Source organism: Micromonospora sp. NBC_00898 (assembly GCF_045207895.1).
In the GTDB taxonomy this organism is placed as follows: Bacteria; Actinomycetota; Actinomycetes; order Mycobacteriales; family Micromonosporaceae; genus Micromonospora.
Genome location: NZ_CP108775.1, coordinates 5,605,180 through 5,620,920, shown reverse-complemented (window position 1 = coordinate 5,620,920; position 15,741 = coordinate 5,605,180). Strand labels below are relative to the sequence as shown.

Annotated in this window: 15 protein-coding genes; 8 read left to right on the top strand and 7 right to left on the bottom strand. The window is 73.8% G+C overall.

Annotated features, from left to right (window positions below):
- The first annotated feature begins 88 nt into the window (after positions 1–88).
- Entirely contained in the window at positions 89–733 is a 645-nt protein-coding gene (locus OG799_RS27285) for a UbiX family flavin prenyltransferase (RefSeq protein WP_406038881.1), read from the top strand.
- Positions 734–760: 27 nt separating this feature from the next.
- Here the strand turns inward: OG799_RS27285 and OG799_RS27280 are convergent, their stop codons facing one another.
- Positions 761–1,027 carry a BldC family transcriptional regulator gene (locus OG799_RS27280; protein ID WP_013473529.1) on the bottom strand — a complete coding sequence of 89 codons (267 nt, stop codon included), beginning with the start codon at positions 1,025–1,027 and terminating at the stop codon, positions 761–763.
- A 268-nt stretch (positions 1,028–1,295) separates the two neighbouring features.
- Between OG799_RS27280 and OG799_RS27275 the strand changes: the two genes are divergently transcribed.
- The 3 genes from OG799_RS27275 to OG799_RS27265 all read left to right on the top strand — a co-directional run bounded on the left by OG799_RS27275 (position 1,296) and on the right by OG799_RS27265 (position 4,263).
- Positions 1,296–1,754: an Lrp/AsnC family transcriptional regulator gene (locus tag OG799_RS27275; RefSeq protein WP_406038878.1), complete on the top strand. Its 459-nt coding sequence runs from the start codon at positions 1,296–1,298 to the stop codon at positions 1,752–1,754.
- A 489-nt stretch (positions 1,755–2,243) separates the two neighbouring features.
- Positions 2,244–3,149, top strand: a complete 906-nt coding sequence (locus OG799_RS27270; protein ID WP_406038876.1) for an SDR family NAD(P)-dependent oxidoreductase — start codon at positions 2,244–2,246, stop codon at positions 3,147–3,149.
- Positions 3,150–3,171: 22 nt separating this feature from the next.
- The gene (locus tag OG799_RS27265; protein WP_406038874.1) at positions 3,172–4,263 is read left to right on the top strand and encodes a PLP-dependent cysteine synthase family protein; all 1,092 of its coding nucleotides are present in this window, start codon (positions 3,172–3,174) and stop codon (positions 4,261–4,263) included.
- Positions 4,264–4,278: 15 nt separating this feature from the next.
- Here the strand turns inward: OG799_RS27265 and OG799_RS27260 are convergent, their stop codons facing one another.
- The 4 genes from OG799_RS27260 to OG799_RS27245 all read right to left on the bottom strand — a co-directional run bounded on the left by OG799_RS27260 (position 4,279) and on the right by OG799_RS27245 (position 10,152).
- Positions 4,279–4,899 (bottom strand): putative glycolipid-binding domain-containing protein, encoded by a 621-nt coding sequence (locus OG799_RS27260; protein ID WP_406046421.1) that lies wholly within the window; start codon positions 4,897–4,899, stop codon positions 4,279–4,281.
- Positions 4,900–5,001: 102 nt separating this feature from the next.
- Positions 5,002–6,756, bottom strand: a complete 1,755-nt coding sequence (locus OG799_RS27255) for a DEAD/DEAH box helicase (RefSeq protein ID WP_406038872.1) — start codon at positions 6,754–6,756, stop codon at positions 5,002–5,004.
- Between the two features lie 208 nt (positions 6,757–6,964).
- Positions 6,965–8,464, bottom strand: a complete 1,500-nt coding sequence (locus tag OG799_RS27250) for a hypothetical protein (RefSeq protein ID WP_406038870.1) — start codon at positions 8,462–8,464, stop codon at positions 6,965–6,967.
- 113 nt (positions 8,465–8,577) lie between these two features.
- Positions 8,578–10,152 (bottom strand): C40 family peptidase, encoded by a 1,575-nt coding sequence (locus OG799_RS27245; RefSeq protein WP_406038868.1) that lies wholly within the window; start codon positions 10,150–10,152, stop codon positions 8,578–8,580.
- Between the two features lie 244 nt (positions 10,153–10,396).
- On the opposite strand from OG799_RS27245, the gene mqnE reads away from it, so the two are divergent.
- From mqnE to OG799_RS27225, 4 genes are read left to right on the top strand one after another with little or no spacing between them, the layout of a single operon-like run.
- The gene (gene mqnE / locus OG799_RS27240) at positions 10,397–11,566 is read left to right on the top strand and encodes an aminofutalosine synthase MqnE (protein WP_406038866.1); all 1,170 of its coding nucleotides are present in this window, start codon (positions 10,397–10,399) and stop codon (positions 11,564–11,566) included.
- 10 nt (positions 11,567–11,576) lie between these two features.
- A complete protein-coding gene (locus OG799_RS27235; protein WP_406038864.1) occupies positions 11,577–12,008 on the top strand; it encodes a hypothetical protein in 432 nt (143 codons plus the stop codon).
- A gap of 45 nt (positions 12,009–12,053) precedes the next feature.
- Positions 12,054–12,350 (top strand): DUF4229 domain-containing protein, encoded by a 297-nt coding sequence (locus OG799_RS27230; protein ID WP_406038862.1) that lies wholly within the window; start codon positions 12,054–12,056, stop codon positions 12,348–12,350.
- Positions 12,351–12,404: 54 nt separating this feature from the next.
- A complete protein-coding gene (locus OG799_RS27225) occupies positions 12,405–12,884 on the top strand; it encodes a hypothetical protein (RefSeq protein ID WP_406038860.1) in 480 nt (159 codons plus the stop codon).
- Positions 12,885–12,940: 56 nt separating this feature from the next.
- Here OG799_RS27225 and OG799_RS27220 read toward each other — a convergent pair whose 3' ends face one another.
- Entirely contained in the window at positions 12,941–14,281 is a 1,341-nt protein-coding gene (locus OG799_RS27220) for a C39 family peptidase (protein WP_406038858.1), read from the bottom strand.
- Between the two features lie 92 nt (positions 14,282–14,373).
- On the bottom strand, positions 14,374–15,705 hold the full coding sequence (locus OG799_RS27215) for a peptidase C39 family protein (RefSeq protein ID WP_406038856.1): 1,332 nt from the start codon (positions 15,703–15,705) through the stop codon (positions 14,374–14,376).
- Positions 15,706–15,741: the final 36 nt, after the last annotated feature.

Here is a 15,741-nt window from a genome sequence, read left to right as displayed (position 1 = left end):
GTGGTGGTCCCGGGACAAGGGGGACGCTCCGGACCGTACGGCGGGGGGTGCCCGCCCGTCCCCTTTGCCGACCAGGCAGGCTTGTCCTATGCGCGAACCATGGGTGGTCGGCGTCTCCGGGGCCTCCGGCACACCGTACGCGGCAGCCGTCGTGCGGGGCCTGCTCGACGCCGGCGAGGCGGTGGACCTGATCGTCTCCCGGGCGGCCCGACTGACCATTCTCGACGAGACCGGGCGCCCCTTCCGGGACGGGCACTGGGCCGATGACCTGGCCGCCTGGCTGGGCCGCGAGCTGACCGGCGCGAACGTGCGGCACTGGCCGGCCGGCGACCTGGCCGCCGGCCCGAGCAGCGGCTCCTACCGGGTACGCGGCATGGCCGTGGTGCCGGCGAGCACGGCGGCCTGCGCGGGCATCGCGATCGGACTCTCCAAGGACCTGTTGCAGCGGGCGGCCGAGGTCAACCTGAAGGAGCGGCGGCCGCTGGTGGTGGTGCCGCGGGAAACCCCGGTGACCCGCAGCCACCTGGAGCATCTCATCGCGCTGCACGACGCCGGTGCGGTCGTGCTGCCGGCCAGCCCGGGGTTCTACGGCGCGGGCGCGTCCGCCTCGGGACAGCAGTTGGTCGACTTCGTGGCCGGCAAGGTGCTGGACGCCCTCGGCGTACCGCACACGCTGTTCCGTCGCTGGTCCGGCGAGCTGGCCGCGGCCCAACGGGACGCGGACCGGACCTGACAGGCCGGTCCGCGTGCCGATCCGTACTCAGTACATGCCAGCGTTGGCCGGTCCGGGGCCGGTCGAGGCGGTCGGACCCATGTTCCGTGCCTTGCCCATGTCCTCCGCCTCGTCCAGCATGCCCTCCCCCTCAAGCAGGGCCCGCACCTCGGATTCCCGAAACCGGCGATGCCCGCCTGGAGTCCGGATGCTGCCTATCCGGCCGGCCGCCGCCCATCTCGTCACAGTCTTCGGGTCAACCCGAAACAGCGCGGCGACCTCACCCGGTGTCAGCAGGCGATCTCCAGTGTCCACAGCCCCCTCCTCGCGTCGACGAAGCCCCCGGCTGAACACACTGCCCCCGGCTGGTGCGAGCCCAGAGCCGTCATGAGGGACGTATGGCAATTACAGCACCAGCGACCTGGCCTGTCCGCCAAACGCGAAAAACGCACGGCTTGAGAAGTTAGTAAATGGTACCGGCGAAGAACTCCCATGACCATCAGTTTGTGAATGGGTACGTGACGTCACGTTCAACTGATGTCGAGCGTCGGGCGTTACGCTCGAACGGATAGGGTCACTCTCCGTGGACGCGATCGACCTGAGTCTCGTGGAACTGCTGCGTGGCAACGCCCGCCTGTCGTACGCCGAGCTGGCCCGCCAGGTGGGCCTCTCCGCCCCGGCGGTGCACGAACGGGTCGGCAAGCTGGAGTCCAGCGGGGTCATCCGGGCGTACCGGGCCGAGGTGGAGCCGGAGGCGATCGGGCTCGGCGTGACCGCGCTGATCGGCATCGTCGAGGACTCCGGCGGGGACACCGACGACGTGCTGGAGGTGTTCCGGCAGATGCCGGAGATCGAGTCCTGCTACTTCATGGCCGGCGTCGAGTCGTTCCTGCTCAAGGCGCGGGTGGGCACGATCGCCGAGCTGGAGCAGCTGATCGTCCGGCTGAACCGCACCCCGGGCGTGGCCTCCACCCGCACCGGGATCGCCCTGTCGACCAAGTGGGAGAACCGCCCCCAACCCATCGAACTCCCCGCCGCCTGACCCGTCCTCGCCCACCAGGCCCGGCCGTGGCCGGGAGTGTCAGGTCGGCATCCTTTGGAGCTGATGTCGTCAACGAATCACCGGTCAGCGTCGGCCCGCCCGCGCACCGACCGGCCCGCCCGCGCACCGACCGGCCCGCCCGCGCACCGACCGGCCCGCCCGCGCACCGACCGGCCCGCCCGCGCACCGACCGGCCCGCCCGCGCACCGACCGCTCGTGCCCGGCTGATTCGTTAACGACATCAGCTCCATAGCGCACGAACGACAGGTCCGCCGCCCGCAGCCCGCACCGACCCGTGCCCGGCCGATACGTCACGACATCACCCCATAGGGCGAAACCAACAGGTGCGCCTCCGCCGTCCGGCCGCACGCCGCACCTCGCCCCGCCCCGCCCCCACGCCGGGCTTCCCCACCGGGCGACGTCCGCGATTGGCGGGCTGCTGGCGCAGCACCTCTGGTGCCGACGGGAGTCCGGCGATACCGTGCGCCGATGACGACGCCAGCGCCCGGGACGGCCGCGGGAACCGGGACGGCCGTGGGAACCGGGACGGCCGGGGTGACCGGAGCGGCCGTGCCCGCCGGAGCGGCGGTGGTGACCGGGGCGGCAGGCGGTCTCGGCCGGGCGATCGCCGCCGCGCTGCACGCCGACGGCTGGCGGGTGCTCCTGACCGACCTGGACGCCGCCGCCGTGGCCGCCGCCGCGGCGCCGCTCGGCGGCTGGTCCCGGGCCTTGGACGTCCGCGACGAGGCGGCCTGCGCCGCGGTCGCCGCCGAGGCGGCGCAGGCGGCCCCCGGCGGGCTGGGACTCTGGGTGAACAACGCCGGCATCCTGGTCACCGGGCCGTCCTGGACGCACGACACGGCCACCCGTCGCCGGCTGGTCGAGATCAACGCCCTCGGCGCGATGAACGGCACCCTCGCCGCGCTGGAGGTCATGCGGGCCCAGCGGCGCGGGCACGTGCTCAACGTCGTCTCGCTGGCCGGGCTGATCGCCGCCCCGGGCGAGACGGTCTACGCGGCCAGCAAGCACGCCCTGCTCGCGTTCAGCCTGGGCACCCTGACCGACCTGCGGATGGCCGGGCTCCGGGGCGTACACGTGTCATGTCTGTGCCCGGACGGGATCTGGACGCCGATGCTGCACGACCGGCTCGACGACCCCGGTGCGCTGGCCTCCTTCACCGGGTCGATGCTGACGCCGGAGCGGGTGGCCGCACGGGCCGCGCGGCTGGCCCGCCGGCCGCGGCCCGTGGTCAGCCTGCCGCGCTGGCGCGGCGCCCAGGTCCGGCTCCTCGACGCGCTGCCCCGGCTGGCGCTCGCGCTGACGCCGGTGGTGCGGGCGGCCGGCCGGGCCGGGCAGCGCCGGCAGCGCCGCAGGGTCGGGCCGAACCCCAGCTGACCTCGCTTGTAACGTTGCCGGCGTGACACATCTCGACCGGTGCGACGAGGCAGGCCGGACGTGGGTGACCGAGGCGATCGCCACGGTCGAGGCCGACGCGAACCGGTCCGCCGACACCCACCTGCTGCCCTTCCCGCTGCCCCGGGAGTGGGGCATCGACCTCTACCTGAAGGACGAGTCGGTGCATCCCACCGGCTCGCTGAAGCACCGGCTCGCCCGGTCGCTCTTCCTCTACGGGCTGTGCAACGGCTGGATCGGCCCGGACACCACGGTCGTCGAGGCCTCGTCCGGCTCAACCGCCGTCTCCGAGGCGTACTTCGCCCGGATGCTGGGGGTGCCGTTCATCGCGGTCATGCCCGCCTCCACGTCGCCCGAGAAGATCGCCCAGATCGAGTTCCAGGGCGGCCGCTGCCACCTGGTCCAGGACCCGGCGAAGGTGGTGATCGAGGCGCGCTGGCTCGCCGAGGACTCCGGCGGGCACTTCATGGACCAGTTCACCTACGCCGAGCGGGCCACCGACTGGCGGGGCAACAACAACATCGCCGAGTCCATCTACGCGCAGCTCGCCCTGGAGCGGCATCCCGTGCCGGCCTGGGTGGTGGTGGGCGCCGGGACCGGTGGCACCAGCGCCACCATCGGCCGGTACGCCCGCTACCGGCGGCTGCCCACCAAGCTCTGCGTGGTCGACCCGGAGAACTCCGCCTTCTACCCGGCCTGGCAGGCCGGCGACTGGTCGGTGCGGACCGACCGTGGCTCCCGCATCGAGGGCATCGGCCGGCCGTCCGTCGAGGCATCCTTCCTGCCCTCGGTGGTGGACCGGATGGTCCAGGTACCGGACGCCGCGTCGCTGGCCGCCATGCGGGCCGGCTCGGCCCTGCTCGGCCGCCGGGTCGGCGGCTCGACCGGCACCAACCTGTGGGGCGCGTTCGGGCTGATCGCCGAGATGCTGGCCGCCGGGCGGACCGGGTCGGTGGTCACCCTCATCTGCGATGCCGGGGACCGCTACGCCGACACGTACTACGCCGACGACTGGGTGGCCCGGCAAGGACTGGACCTCACCCCGCACCTGGCCACCATCGACCGCTTCCTGACCACCGGCGGCTGGCCGGCCTGACCGGCCGACCCCGGATCAGCGGGGGTCGACCCGTTCGGCGAGACCCGGGTAGCGCACCACGAAGCCGTCCGGATCGACGGTCAGGTCCGCGGTGAAGGAGTCGCTGGCGAACCGCACCCGGGCCGGCCCGAGCGGGGTGTAGGTCTGCTCGGCGGGGACCACGACCAGGCTCGGCACCAGCACCCACGCCACGGTCACCCGGCGGGCCTGGTCGGCCGGCGCCCGGCTCAACCCGAGGCGGCGTACCGGCAGGGTGTTGAAGAGCGGCGAGCCGCCCAGGTCGATGTCGAGCGCGTCGGCCAGCCGGTCCGGGTCGTCCGTGCCCGGCAGCCCGGCCGGGGCGTGCCCGGCCGCGCGCAACGCCGCGTCCAGGTCACCCTCCTCGCCGGTCCGCACCCGCCAGCCGTCCGCGGCGCGTTCCAGCCGTACGCTCCGCGACCAGCCGGCGCCCTCGGCCTCCGCCTCCAGCCAGGCGACCGCCCAGTCCGGGCCGACGGTGAGCTGGTACCGGCAGGTGTACGGAATCGGGTCCACCGCCAGCGCGGTGCCCCTCGCGGTCAGCCCCTGACGGTCGTCGAACCCGACGTACTCGGCCCCCGCGGTGTCCGTCCTGGTCCAGAAGAGCGACTTCGGCATGGTCGGCATGAACCGGACGTTACGCGACGGCGTGGACACCGGCACGGGATGTGGAAACGCCGCCGCGGAGCGGGTGCTCCACGGCGGCGTCCCGGCGTCAGATCAGTGGGTACGCGCCGGCGGTCGCCCGCCGAAGCCCCGCCGGTCGTCCCGCGGCCGGTCGTCGCGTGGCCGGTCGTCCCGGCCCCGCGCCTCGGGACGGAACCCGCCCCGGCGGTCCGCCGAGCGGAAGTCGCCGCCCCGCTCGCCCGACCCGCGCTCACCCCGGGCGTCCCGGTCGCCGAAGCGCCGCTCGCCCTGAGCGCGGTCCTCGTAACGCCGCTCGCCGGTCGGACGGTCCTCGTAGCGGCGCTCGCCGGACGGACGGTCCTCGTAGCGCCGCTCACCCGTCGGCCGGTCGCCGTAGCGCCGCTCACCGGACGGACGGTCCTCGTAGCGCCGCTCACCCGTCGGCCGGTCGCCGTAGCGGCGCTCGCCGGACGAGCGGCTGAAGCGCTGGTCGCCCCGGTCGCCGAACCGGCGCTCACCACGGCCGTCCCGGTCGCCGAAGCGGCGCGGGCCGGACGGACGGTCGCCGTAGCGGCGGTGCTCCTGCGGCTCCTCGCGCACCGGCACCCCGCTGGGCTCGCGGGCGCCGGTCAGCTCGGCGAGGGCCGGGTCACCGACCCGGACCCGGGTCTCCTCCGGAGCGACGCCGGCCTTCTCCAGCATGGCCAGGGTGGTCCGGCGCTGCTTCGGTAGCACCAGGGTGGCCACCGCGCCCGACTCGCCGGCCCGGGCGGTACGTCCCGCCCGGTGCAGGTAGTCCTTCGGGTCCTTCGGCGGGTCGACGTGCAGCACCAGCGAGACCCCGTCGACGTGGATGCCGCGGGCCGCCACGTCGGTGGCGACCAGCACGTTCATCCGGCCCTCGCGGAACTCGGCCAGGGTCTTGGTGCGCATCCGCTGGGTCTTGCCGCCGTGCAGCCCGCCGGCGCGTACGCCGACCGCGGCGAGCTGCTCGACCAGCCGGTCCACGCCGAGCTGGGTACGCGCGAACAGCATCGTCCGGCCGGAGCGGGCCGCGATGGAGGCGGCCACCGCGAACTTGTCGTGCGGCGGGATCAGCAGCAGGTGGTGGTCCATGGTGGACACGGACGCGGTCGACGGGGCGGTCGAGTGGGTGACCGGGTCGGTCATGAACCGCTTGACCAGCGAGTCGACGTCGCCGTCCAGGGTGGCGGAGAAGAGCAGCCGCTGGCCGTCCGCCGGGGTCTTCGCCAGCAGCTCGGTGACCTCCGGCAGGAAGCCCATGTCGGCCATCTGGTCGGCCTCGTCGAGCACGGTGATCTCGATGTCGTCCAGGTTGCAGACGCCGCGGGAGACCAGGTCGCCGAGCCGGCCCGGGGTGGCAACGATGATCTCCACGCCCCGGCGGAGCGCGTCGATCTGCCGGTCGTACGGCACACCGCCGACGGCGGTCTTGAGGAAGATGCCGACGGCCTTGCCGAGCGGCATCAGCGCGTCGTTGACCTGCATGGCGAGTTCCCGGGTGGGCACCAGGACCAGGGCCCGGGGGTGCAGCGGGCGGGCCCGGTTGCGCTCGGCGAGCCGGGCGATCATCGGCAGGCCGAAGGCGAGGGTCTTGCCGGAGCCGGTCTGGCCCCGGCCGAGCACGTCGTGGCCGGCGAGGGCGTCCGGCAGGGTGGCCCGCTGGATCTCGAACGGGGTGGTGATGCCCTGACGGGCCAGCGCGGCGACGAGCTGCCGGGGCAGTCCCAGCGTGGCGAAGTCGGGGGTGTCGACGCCGGCGGGGTTCTCCTGGGCCGGGGCGTCGGGGGCGGTTGGGGACGTGCCGGGATCAGCGAAGGTGGTCAAGAAATGCCTTTCGAGCGGGGCGCATCTTCGCGATGGCCCGCTGCGGCTGAACGCCGCCGAATCGCCCGCAAGATCGCCCATGGGCGCGCGACAGGCGCGCCGGGTCAGTGATCCAGCCAAGTGTACGGCGGCGCGGCGAAGCCGCCACCGCGCCGCGAGGCCGTAGTGGGCGGGCTCACCATGCTCCCGCCGACCGGTCACCCGTGCGTCATTTGCCGGTCATCCCGCTCAGCGCGTCGTTGGCCAGGAAGACCACCAGCAGGCTGATCGCGATCAGCAGGCCCAGCGACGCGGCCAGCACGATCACCACCTTCGTGTTGCTGGACCGGGTCGCCGGGGCGTCCTCGGCCCAGCCCTGGGCCAGGATGTGCCCGGTCAGCGAGCCGGAATTCTCCAGCGGGTTGCCCTGCGGGAGCGACACAGTCGCGAAGCCGGGGCCTTCGGTGCCGCCGTAGGCCGTGCCCGCGTAGGCCGTGCCGGCCAGGCCCGGGCCGCCCTGGTGGGGGAGGTGGCCGGGCCGCCCGGCGGCGGGCAGCGCGCCGACCGGGCGGTCCGCGGCCGGCGGCGCACTGGTCGGGTACGGGTGGGCGCGGCCAGGCACCGCAGTGCGCTGGTCGGTGGGGTTGGTCGACGGTGGCCAGCTCGGCAGCGCGGGCGCCGGCACCACCGGTGGTGCGGAGACCGGCCCGCCCGCCGGGGCGGCCATGGCGGGCGGGGGCGGGAACGGCGGGGCGGGCATCGGGCCCGGCGGCGGCGGTGGCGCGGGCACCGGCGGGCCGGGCGGCGGCACCGGCGGCCCGGGAAGCGGGGGGATCGGCCCGGGCGGCGTCGGCCGGGGAGCCGGCGGTGGCGCGGGGACCGGCGGTGGGGCGGGCACCGGCGGCACCGGGGCAGGTGGCGTCGGTGCCGGCACGGGCGGCGCCGGGGAGGGTGGCGTCGGTCCCGGTACGGGCGTGGGGGCCGGCTCGGGCTCCGGCGTGGGCGGCGCCGGGGGCTGGGCGGGCTCCGGTGGCTGGGCGGGCTCGGGCGGCTCGGGGTTCACCGGCCCCGCCCGGTAGATCTTGGTGCCGCCGGCCCTGGCCGCCACCGCGGCGCCGGCGGCCCCCGCCTCGTCGGCGGAGATCCGGCGCACCCCCGGCACGGCGGCGCTGGCCCGGGCGGGTGCCGTGTCGACCGCGTCGCGTGGCTCGGGCACCGCCGGGCCCGGCGTGGAGTCCTGCGGCGCGGGTGCGGAGGCGACCCGCGCCGATCCGGAGGCGGCCGGGGCGGGCGCGGAGGCGTCCAGAGCGCGGTCCGGGGCGGCCGGGGCCGGTCCGGAGGCGACCGGCGCGGGCCGGGAGGCAGCTGGGGCGGGGGCGGCCGACCGGTCCGGGTCGGGGTCGGCGGGCCGCTCGGCGGCGGCGAAGCCGGACCACGTCGAGGGCGGCGTGACCGAGGCGCCGGGCTGACGCCGGTCCAGCGGCTCGGCCGGGCTGCCCGCCCGGTAGGTGGTGGCGGTGACCGGTGCGACGGGCCGTTCGCCGTCCGGCGGCGCGGCGGCGGCGACGCTGACCCGACCGCGGGCCATGCCGGTGCTCATGGCCGCCGGGCTCTCGTCGTCCGCCGGGTCGTCCGTCGACCGGACGGCTGCGGGATCGGCCGGCCGGTCGGTGGAGCCGGGCACGGATCCCGGATGGACCGTCCCCGCCGGAACCTCTAGCTCGCCCATGCTCGCCTCCGCGCCCACGCTCGCACCCGGACCGCGGTGGGCGGCCCGGGAGTGCCTGGATCTCACCGTGCCACATTCCGGGCCGGCAGCACAGCCGGAGTGGACGGTTGCGGTCAGCTGCTGGCGCTCGGGCTGCCCGAGGTGGCCTCCGCGGAGCTGTCGGCCGGGGCGGCGCTGCTCGTCACCGGGGCGGGCTCGGTGCTCGTCGTCGAGCTGGGCGCCGTGGACGGCGAGGTGGACGACGGGCTCGGCGACGGCGACGGCGACGGGGAGGTGCTGGGCGACGGCGAGGTCGACGGGCTGGTGGTGGGGCTGGGCTTGGTGGTCGTGGGCTTCGGCGTCGCCGTGCGGGTCGGCTTCGGGGTGGCCGTCCGGCTGGGCGTCGGGGTCGGCTTCGGCGTCGTGCTCGGCGGGGTGGTCGTCCCGGTCGGGATTGGCACCGGGACGGTCGGGCCGGGCACCGCGCCGACGACCCGGGTGGCGGCGTAGAGCCGGGTCCACCGGACGACCGAGATCTTGACGACGTCGCCCGTCCGCGGCGCCTCGACCATCTTGCCGCCGCCGATGTACATCGCGACGTGGTGGATGCTCTGCCAGCTGCTGCCCGAGGCGAAGAAGAGCAGGTCGCCCGGGAGCAGGGAGTTCGGGTCCACGGTGCGGGAGCGGGTGGCGTAGTACTGGTCCCGGGAGACCCGGGGCAGGTCGTGATAACCGGCCGACAGGTACGCGGCGAGCATCAGTCCGGAGCAGTCGAACCGGTCCGGCCCCTCCGCCGCCCAGAGGTAGTCGTCGCCGCGCTGGGCCAGGGCGTACCGCACTGCGGCCAGCGCCCGCGGGTCGGCGACCAGCCCGCTGACGCTCTGGCTGCTCACGTACGACGTGCCGATGCGCTGCTCGGCGGCGTCCTCGCGCTTCTCGATCTCGAGCAGCCGCGCGGCGTTGTCCTTGCGCAGCTTGAGCAACGTGGCTTCCTGCCGGTGCAGGTCCGCCTCGGCCTTCACGTACGCGGCGTTGCGGTCCTGGACCCGCGCCTCGGCGGCGGCGTGCGCCTCCCGGGCGATCTGCTCGGCGGCGGTGGCCCGGGCGACCTCGCCGGCGACCGCCGTGGTGGCGCCCTCGGCCTTGTCGCCGCGGGTGATCCGCTGCAGCGTGCTGAAGTCGTGCAGGTCGGCGCCGAACTCGCCGGGCGGCAGCGCGGCGGCGGCCTTGACCGCGTCCGCGGCGGCGGCCTTGGCGCTCTCCTGCGCCCGCAGGAGCGCCTCGTGCGCCCGCTGGAGCTCGGTGGCGGCGAGGGCGAGCTGAGCCTGCGCCTCGTCCCGCTGGCCCTTGACCTCGAGCAGGTCGTCGCCGAGCTGGCCGACCAGCGCGTCGGACGCGTTGATCTGCGCGATGAGCGGGCCGTCGCCCGGGCTGGCGGTCGCCGCGCCGGGTGTCGTGCCGAGAGCGCCGGGCGTGCCGACGCCGGGCAGGCCCGGGACCGAGCTGGGCAGCCGCAGGTCACCGGCGGCGACCGGCCGCTTGCCGATGTCGGGGATGGTGTCGGGCAGCGGCGGCTCGGCCCAGGCCGGGGTGGCCAGCGCGGCGGCGGCCACCGCTCCGAGCAGCGCGGACCAGAGCGCCGGACGCAGCACCGGCGAGATCACCGGACTCCCGCGTCGTTGCCGTCGGCCCTGTGCGCTGTCGACCATTCCGCTCCCCGTCCGGTCTGGCGTGTTCCGCGCTCTGTTGGGCGCGGTGATCCGGGACGGTACCAGTGGGTGTGTTCCGCCCCACCCTGTCTTACCTCACGGACGCAGGGATGTCGATGCGCGGAGGGTGACGACGAGCTGAGAGTCCGGTGAAGTACGTCGCTGGGGTTGACCGGCCCGCCGGTTCGTCGGAGCACCGACGTACGCTCGACCGGGACCGCAGGTGGAAGGGACGTGGCTTTCGATGGACGCCGGACTCAAGCGCGAGCTCGAAGCGAAGGTGTACGCGGGTGAGCGGCTGACCCGTGAGGACGGGATCGCCCTCTACGGCAGCGACGACCTCGCCTGGCTGGGCCGGCTGGCCCACCACAAGCGCACCGAGCTGAACGGCGACCGGGTGATGTTCAACGTCAACCGGCACCTCAACCTGACGAACGTCTGTTCCGCCTCGTGCGCGTACTGCTCCTTCCAGCGCAAGCCGGGCGAGAAGGACGCGTACACGATGCGCATCGACGAGGCCGTCCGCAAGGCCAAGGAGATGGAGGACGAGCAGCTCACCGAGCTGCACATCGTCAACGGCCTGCACCCGACGCTGCCCTGGCGCTACTACCCGAAGGTGCTGCGGGAGCTGAAGGCGGCGCTGCCGAACGTCAAGCTCAAGTGCTTCACCGCGACCGAGGTGCAGTGGTTCGAGAAGATCAGCGGCCTGAGCGCCGACGAGATCCTCGACGAGCTGATGGACGCCGGCCTGGAGTCGCTGACCGGTGGCGGTGCGGAGATCTTCGACTGGGAGGTCCGCCAGCACATTGTGGACCACGCCTGCCACTGGGAGGACTGGTCGCGGATCCACCGGCTGGCCCACTCGAAGGGCATGAAGACCCCGTCGACGATGCTCTACGGCCACATCGAGGAGCCCCGGCACCGGGTGGACCACGTGCTGCGGCTGCGCGAGCTGCAGGACGAGACCGGCGGCTTCGCGGTCTTCATCCCGCTGCGCTACCAGCACGACTTCGTCGACTCCGCGGACGGCAAGATCCGTAACCGGATCCAGGCGCAGACCACGATGGCCTCGCCGGCCGAGTCGCTGAAGACCTTCGCGGTCTCCCGGCTGCTCTTCGACAACGTCCCGCACCTCAAGAACTTCTGGGTGATGCACGGCCTCTCGGTCGCCCAGCTCTCGCTCAACTTCGGTGTGGACGACCTGGACGGCTCCGTCGTGGAATACAAGATCACCCACGACGCCGACTCGTACGGCACCCCGAACACGATGCACCGGGACGACCTGCTGCACCTGATCTGGGACGCCGGTTTCCAGCCGGTCGAGCGGGACACCCGCTACAACGTGGTCCGGGAGTACGACAAGGCGCCGTCGCTGGCCGAACGGCGCGCCGAGCCGCAGCAGGTCTGGGCCTGACGCCGGGCCGATGACGGAGCCTCAGCAGCAGCGCGCCGCCTTCCCCCGGCGGGACGCCCAGGGACGCATCCTCACCCTGGGTGACCTGCTCGGGGTGAGCCTCGCCGGTCTGGTGATCGGGGTGCTGGCGCTGGTGCTCTTCGAGTGGGCGTTCGCCTCGATGGGTGCCGGTGGCTTCGGCCGGACCAACGGCTGGCTGGCGGTGATCCTGCCGCTCTGGCTGTTCTGGGACGACTTCCGGGCCTGGGAGTTCGGCGCGGCCCGGGTGATCGCCGTGCTGGTCGCCGCGGCGGTCGGGGTGTTCGCCGGGCTGCTGGCCGCCGGTCTGGCCGCCGGGCTGCCGCCGCTGGTGTCCGGCGCGCTCGCCGCAGCGGTCTTCACCCTGGCGTACGCGGTGATCTGGTTTCATGGCGTCCACTGGCTGGCCCGCCGGACGGGCTGAACCTCCCGCACCGGGAACCCGGGCGGCGGAGAACGGAGTGCGAACGTGAGCGCGGCGGTCAAGTACACGCTGGGCCGGATCGGGCTGTTCGTCGGCGTGCTGGCGGCCCTCTGGTTCGTCGAGATGAACATGTTCCTGCGGCTGATGCTGGCGCTGGTGTTCTCCGCCGCGCTCTCGTTCTTCCTGCTCAAGGGCTGGCGCGACGAGATGGCCGGCGAGATGGCCGAGGCGTCGGAACGCCGCCGCGCGGAGAAGGAGCGGCTCCGCTCCGCGCTGGCGGGCGACGACCAGTCCGCCGCGGACGGACCCGCCGACGGTGAGCCGGGCGACCGGCAGCGGTGAGCCGCCGCCCGACGGGGCAGCGCGAGGGCTCCGGTCACGCTAGGGTCGGCCACCATGCTGCAGAAGATCAGTGACTGGCGGCTGAAGTTCTTCCTCTGGGTCGGCCTCCCCGTCATCGCCGTCATGGGGTTCGCCTTCGCGGCGCCTGACCTCGCCCCGGTCTGGCAGGCGAAGTCCGGCGGCGGCGCGGCGGGCATGTTCACCGCGGTCAGCGAGCGGTGCGGCCGCCGCAACTGCACCTGGTACGGCGACTTCGTGCCGGACGCGGGCGGCGCGTCCCGCAAGCACGTCATCCTCTACGACGCCCCCGACGGGCTGGCCCAGGGCGGCACGACTCCCGCCCGGGACACCGGGGCCGGCAAGGGCGTCTTCGCCACCGCGGGCGGGTCGACCTGGCTGCTGGTCACCGGGTTCACGGTGGCCGCGGCGCTCGCGGCGGTCGGCTGGGTGGGCCTCGTGGTCACCACGATCCTCCGCCGGCGCCGCGACGCGGCCGCGATCGACCGGCTGGCCGGGACGCCCGGACCGCGCTGAGACCAGGAAAGACGACGGGCCCGGCGGGATCGCGCCGGGCCCGTCGCCGTCGGGTCCTACCAGTTGGTGGAGCCCGGCACGACCGGCCAGGGCCGGTCGGCCGGCTTGATCAGGTACGCGATGCCGCCGGAGCCGCTGGCGACTGTGCCGTTCGCCCGGTGCCGCTTGGTCCGCAGCCAGATCTGCTCGAACTGCGCCCGCTTGTAGACGTTGCGCACCACCGCGTCCGAGGACGAGGCGGGGTCGTTGACGATCACGTCACCGTCGGCGGTGAAGCCGACGATCACGAAGAGGTGGCCGGAGGTGCCGTAGTTCGCCCCGTCCAGTTCGCTGGCGAGGAAGGACTGCGAGGTGACGACCGGAATGCCGGCCTTGATGAAGCGCTCCACCTCGTCCAGCGAGTGCAGCCGGGCGACCCGCGCGTCCAGGCCCGGGAAGCTGGCCGCGTACGCGGTGTTGAACGGCCAGTTGCCGGCGCCTTCGTACTCGTAGTCGTAGGTCATCCGGGCGGCGTGGTCGACGGTGGGGTCGGCGTAGCTCGGGTCGACCCAGGCTGTGTCCTCGGCCGCGGGCTTGCGGCCCCAGTACTCGACCACCATCTCGGTGGACGTGGGCGAGCACCAGGCCTCACCGCCGCCGTCGAACTCCGGGTACTGCCCGCTGTGGATGTTCTGCGAGTAGCGCGGCACGGGCAGTTCGGTGCCCCAGGCGATGCCGCCCTTGCTCGGCGTGACGGTGAACCGGTCCGGCACGTTGGAGCTCATCGCGCCGAGCATCCAGACCCGCGGCGAGGCGGTCTGACCGGGCGCGCGGTAGAGAGTGAGCTTCAGCTGGTACGACCGCAGCAGCACCCCGGCCTTGGCGTCGTCGATGGAGAAGGTGTCGGTCCAGATGCTCGACCAGGGGTCACCCTGACCGTCCAGGGTGGCCCGCTTGACGTCCTGGTCGCCGGAGGACCAGCGACCCATCACGTACCAGGGGGTCTGGTTGCCGGTGTTGTACGTCCCCTGCAGTTCGACCTGGAGCCAGGTGCCGGCGGGCGTCTCGGCGTTCCACGAGGCGACCAGTTCGGTGGCGTCGAAGCCGATCTCCCGGCGCGGGGAGGTCCAGGTGGCGTACTCCCAGCTGCGGGTGGCGCCGGTGTGCTCGTCGGTGAACTCGGTGGTGCCGGCCGGCTGGCCGATGGTGATGCCGGTGCGGTGGCCGGGGATGGCGTACGTCCCCTGGTGGGTGCCGGTACGCCAGTCGGGGTGCGACGACCACTCCTGGAAGGTGATCTGCTCGTCGTGCGCGACGACGGGCAGGTTGTTGTCGGCGTGCACGGGTGCGCTGGTGCCGAGCAGGGCGAGTGCGGTGACGCCGGCGAAGGCGACCGCGCGCAGGGTTTTCTTGATCATGTGAACTCCGCTGGGTGAGGCGGGTGGGACTTTTCTGCCGGCCGCTGTCCGGCGGCCGGAGCTTCAGAGGGTGTCGATCGGTGGGGAGCCGGTCACCAGTTGGTGGAGCCCGGCACCTGCGGCCAGGCCACCCCGGTCGGCTTGATCAGGTAGACGATGCCGCCGGAGCCGCTGCCGATGCCGCCGCTGGCGGTGGTCCGCTTGGTCCGCAGCCAGATCTGCTCGAACTGGGCCCGGGAGTAGACGTGCCGCACGGCGTCGTTGTCGGGCGAGGCGGGGTCGTTGGCGATCACGTCGCCGGTGGCGGTGAAGCCGACCACCACCATCAGGTGCCCGGAGGTGCCGTAGCCGGCGCCGTCCAGCTCGCTGGCGAGGAAGGACTGGCTGGTCACCACGGGGATGCCGGCGGCGATGAAGTGCTCCAGCTCGTCCAGGGAGTGCAGCCGGGTCACCTTCGCCTCCAGCCCGGGAAAGCTGGCCGCGTACGCGGTGTTGAACGGCCAGTTGCCGGCGCCGTCGTACTGGTAGTCGTAGGTCATCCGGGCGGCGTGGTTGACCGTCGGGTCGGGGTAGCTGGGGTCCACCCAGGACGTGTCGGCCGCGGACGGCCCCCGGCCCCAGTACTCGACCACCATTTCGGTGGAGGTCGGCGAGCACCAGGCCTCGCCGCCGCCGTCGTACTCGGGGTAGTGGCCGGCGTGGATCTCCTGAGAGTGGCGGGGGACGGCCAGTTCGGTGCCCCAGGCGATGTGGCCGGCGCTGGGGGTGACGGTGAACCGGTCGGGCACGTTGGAGCTCATCGCGCCGAGCGAGCGGACGACCGGGGCGGCAGTCTGCGCCGGGTCGCGGTAGAGGGTCAGCCGGAGCTGGTACGCCCGCAGCAGCACCCCGGCGGCCGGGTCGTCGACGGCGAAGGTGTCGGTCCAGATGCTCGAGGTCTTGTCGCGCTGCTTGTCGACACTGGTCCGCTTGATGTCGGCGTCGCCGGAGGCCCAGCGCCCCATGACGTACCAGGGGGTCTGGGTGCCGGTGGTGTAGGTGCCCTGGAGTTCGACCTGGATCCAGGTGCCGGCGGGGGTGTCGGCGTTCCAGGAGGCGACCAGTTCGCTGGCGCCGAAGCCGACCTCGGTCAGCGGCGAGGTCCAGGTGCCGTACGCCCAGGTGCGCTTGGTGCTGGTGTGCGGGTCCCGGTAGAGGGTGGTGCCGACCGGGGTGCCGAGGGTGAGACCGGCGGCGGTGACCGTGGTGCCGGCGGTGGCGCCGGCGGACAGGGTGGCGCCGGACCAGCCCTGCCAGGTGATCTGCTCGTCGTGGACGACGGTCCCGGTGGCCGGCTTGGCGGCCGTGGCGGGGGCGGTGGCGCCGAGGAGGGTGAGCGCGGTGACGCCGGCGAGGGCGACGGCGCGCAGCGGTGTGGTGACCATGGCAGCTCCACGGGTGTGCGGCTTCCTTGCCGTTCA

Bases quoted from the DNA above. Each gene is read 5' to 3' on its own strand.
- OG799_RS27215 (WP_406038856.1), bottom strand. From the start codon at position 15,705: ATGGTCACCACACCGCTGCGCGCCGTCGCCCTCGCCGGCGTCACCGCG.
- OG799_RS27270 (WP_406038876.1), top strand. From the start codon at position 2,244: ATGACGACGCCAGCGCCCGGGACGGCCGCGGGAACCGGGACGGCCGTG.
- mqnE (WP_406038866.1), top strand. From the start codon at position 10,397: ATGGACGCCGGACTCAAGCGCGAGCTCGAAGCGAAGGTGTACGCGGGT.
- OG799_RS27260 (WP_406046421.1), bottom strand. From the start codon at position 4,899: ATGCCGAAGTCGCTCTTCTGGACCAGGACGGACACCGCGGGGGCCGAG.
- OG799_RS27285 (WP_406038881.1), top strand. From the start codon at position 89: ATGCGCGAACCATGGGTGGTCGGCGTCTCCGGGGCCTCCGGCACACCG.
- OG799_RS27245 (WP_406038868.1), bottom strand. From the start codon at position 10,152: ATGGTCGACAGCGCACAGGGCCGACGGCAACGACGCGGGAGTCCGGTG.
- OG799_RS27225 (WP_406038860.1), top strand. From the start codon at position 12,405: ATGCTGCAGAAGATCAGTGACTGGCGGCTGAAGTTCTTCCTCTGGGTC.
- OG799_RS27220 (WP_406038858.1), bottom strand. From the start codon at position 14,281: ATGATCAAGAAAACCCTGCGCGCGGTCGCCTTCGCCGGCGTCACCGCA.
- OG799_RS27250 (WP_406038870.1), bottom strand. From the start codon at position 8,464: ATGGGCGAGCTAGAGGTTCCGGCGGGGACGGTCCATCCGGGATCCGTG.
- OG799_RS27235 (WP_406038864.1), top strand. From the start codon at position 11,577: ATGACGGAGCCTCAGCAGCAGCGCGCCGCCTTCCCCCGGCGGGACGCC.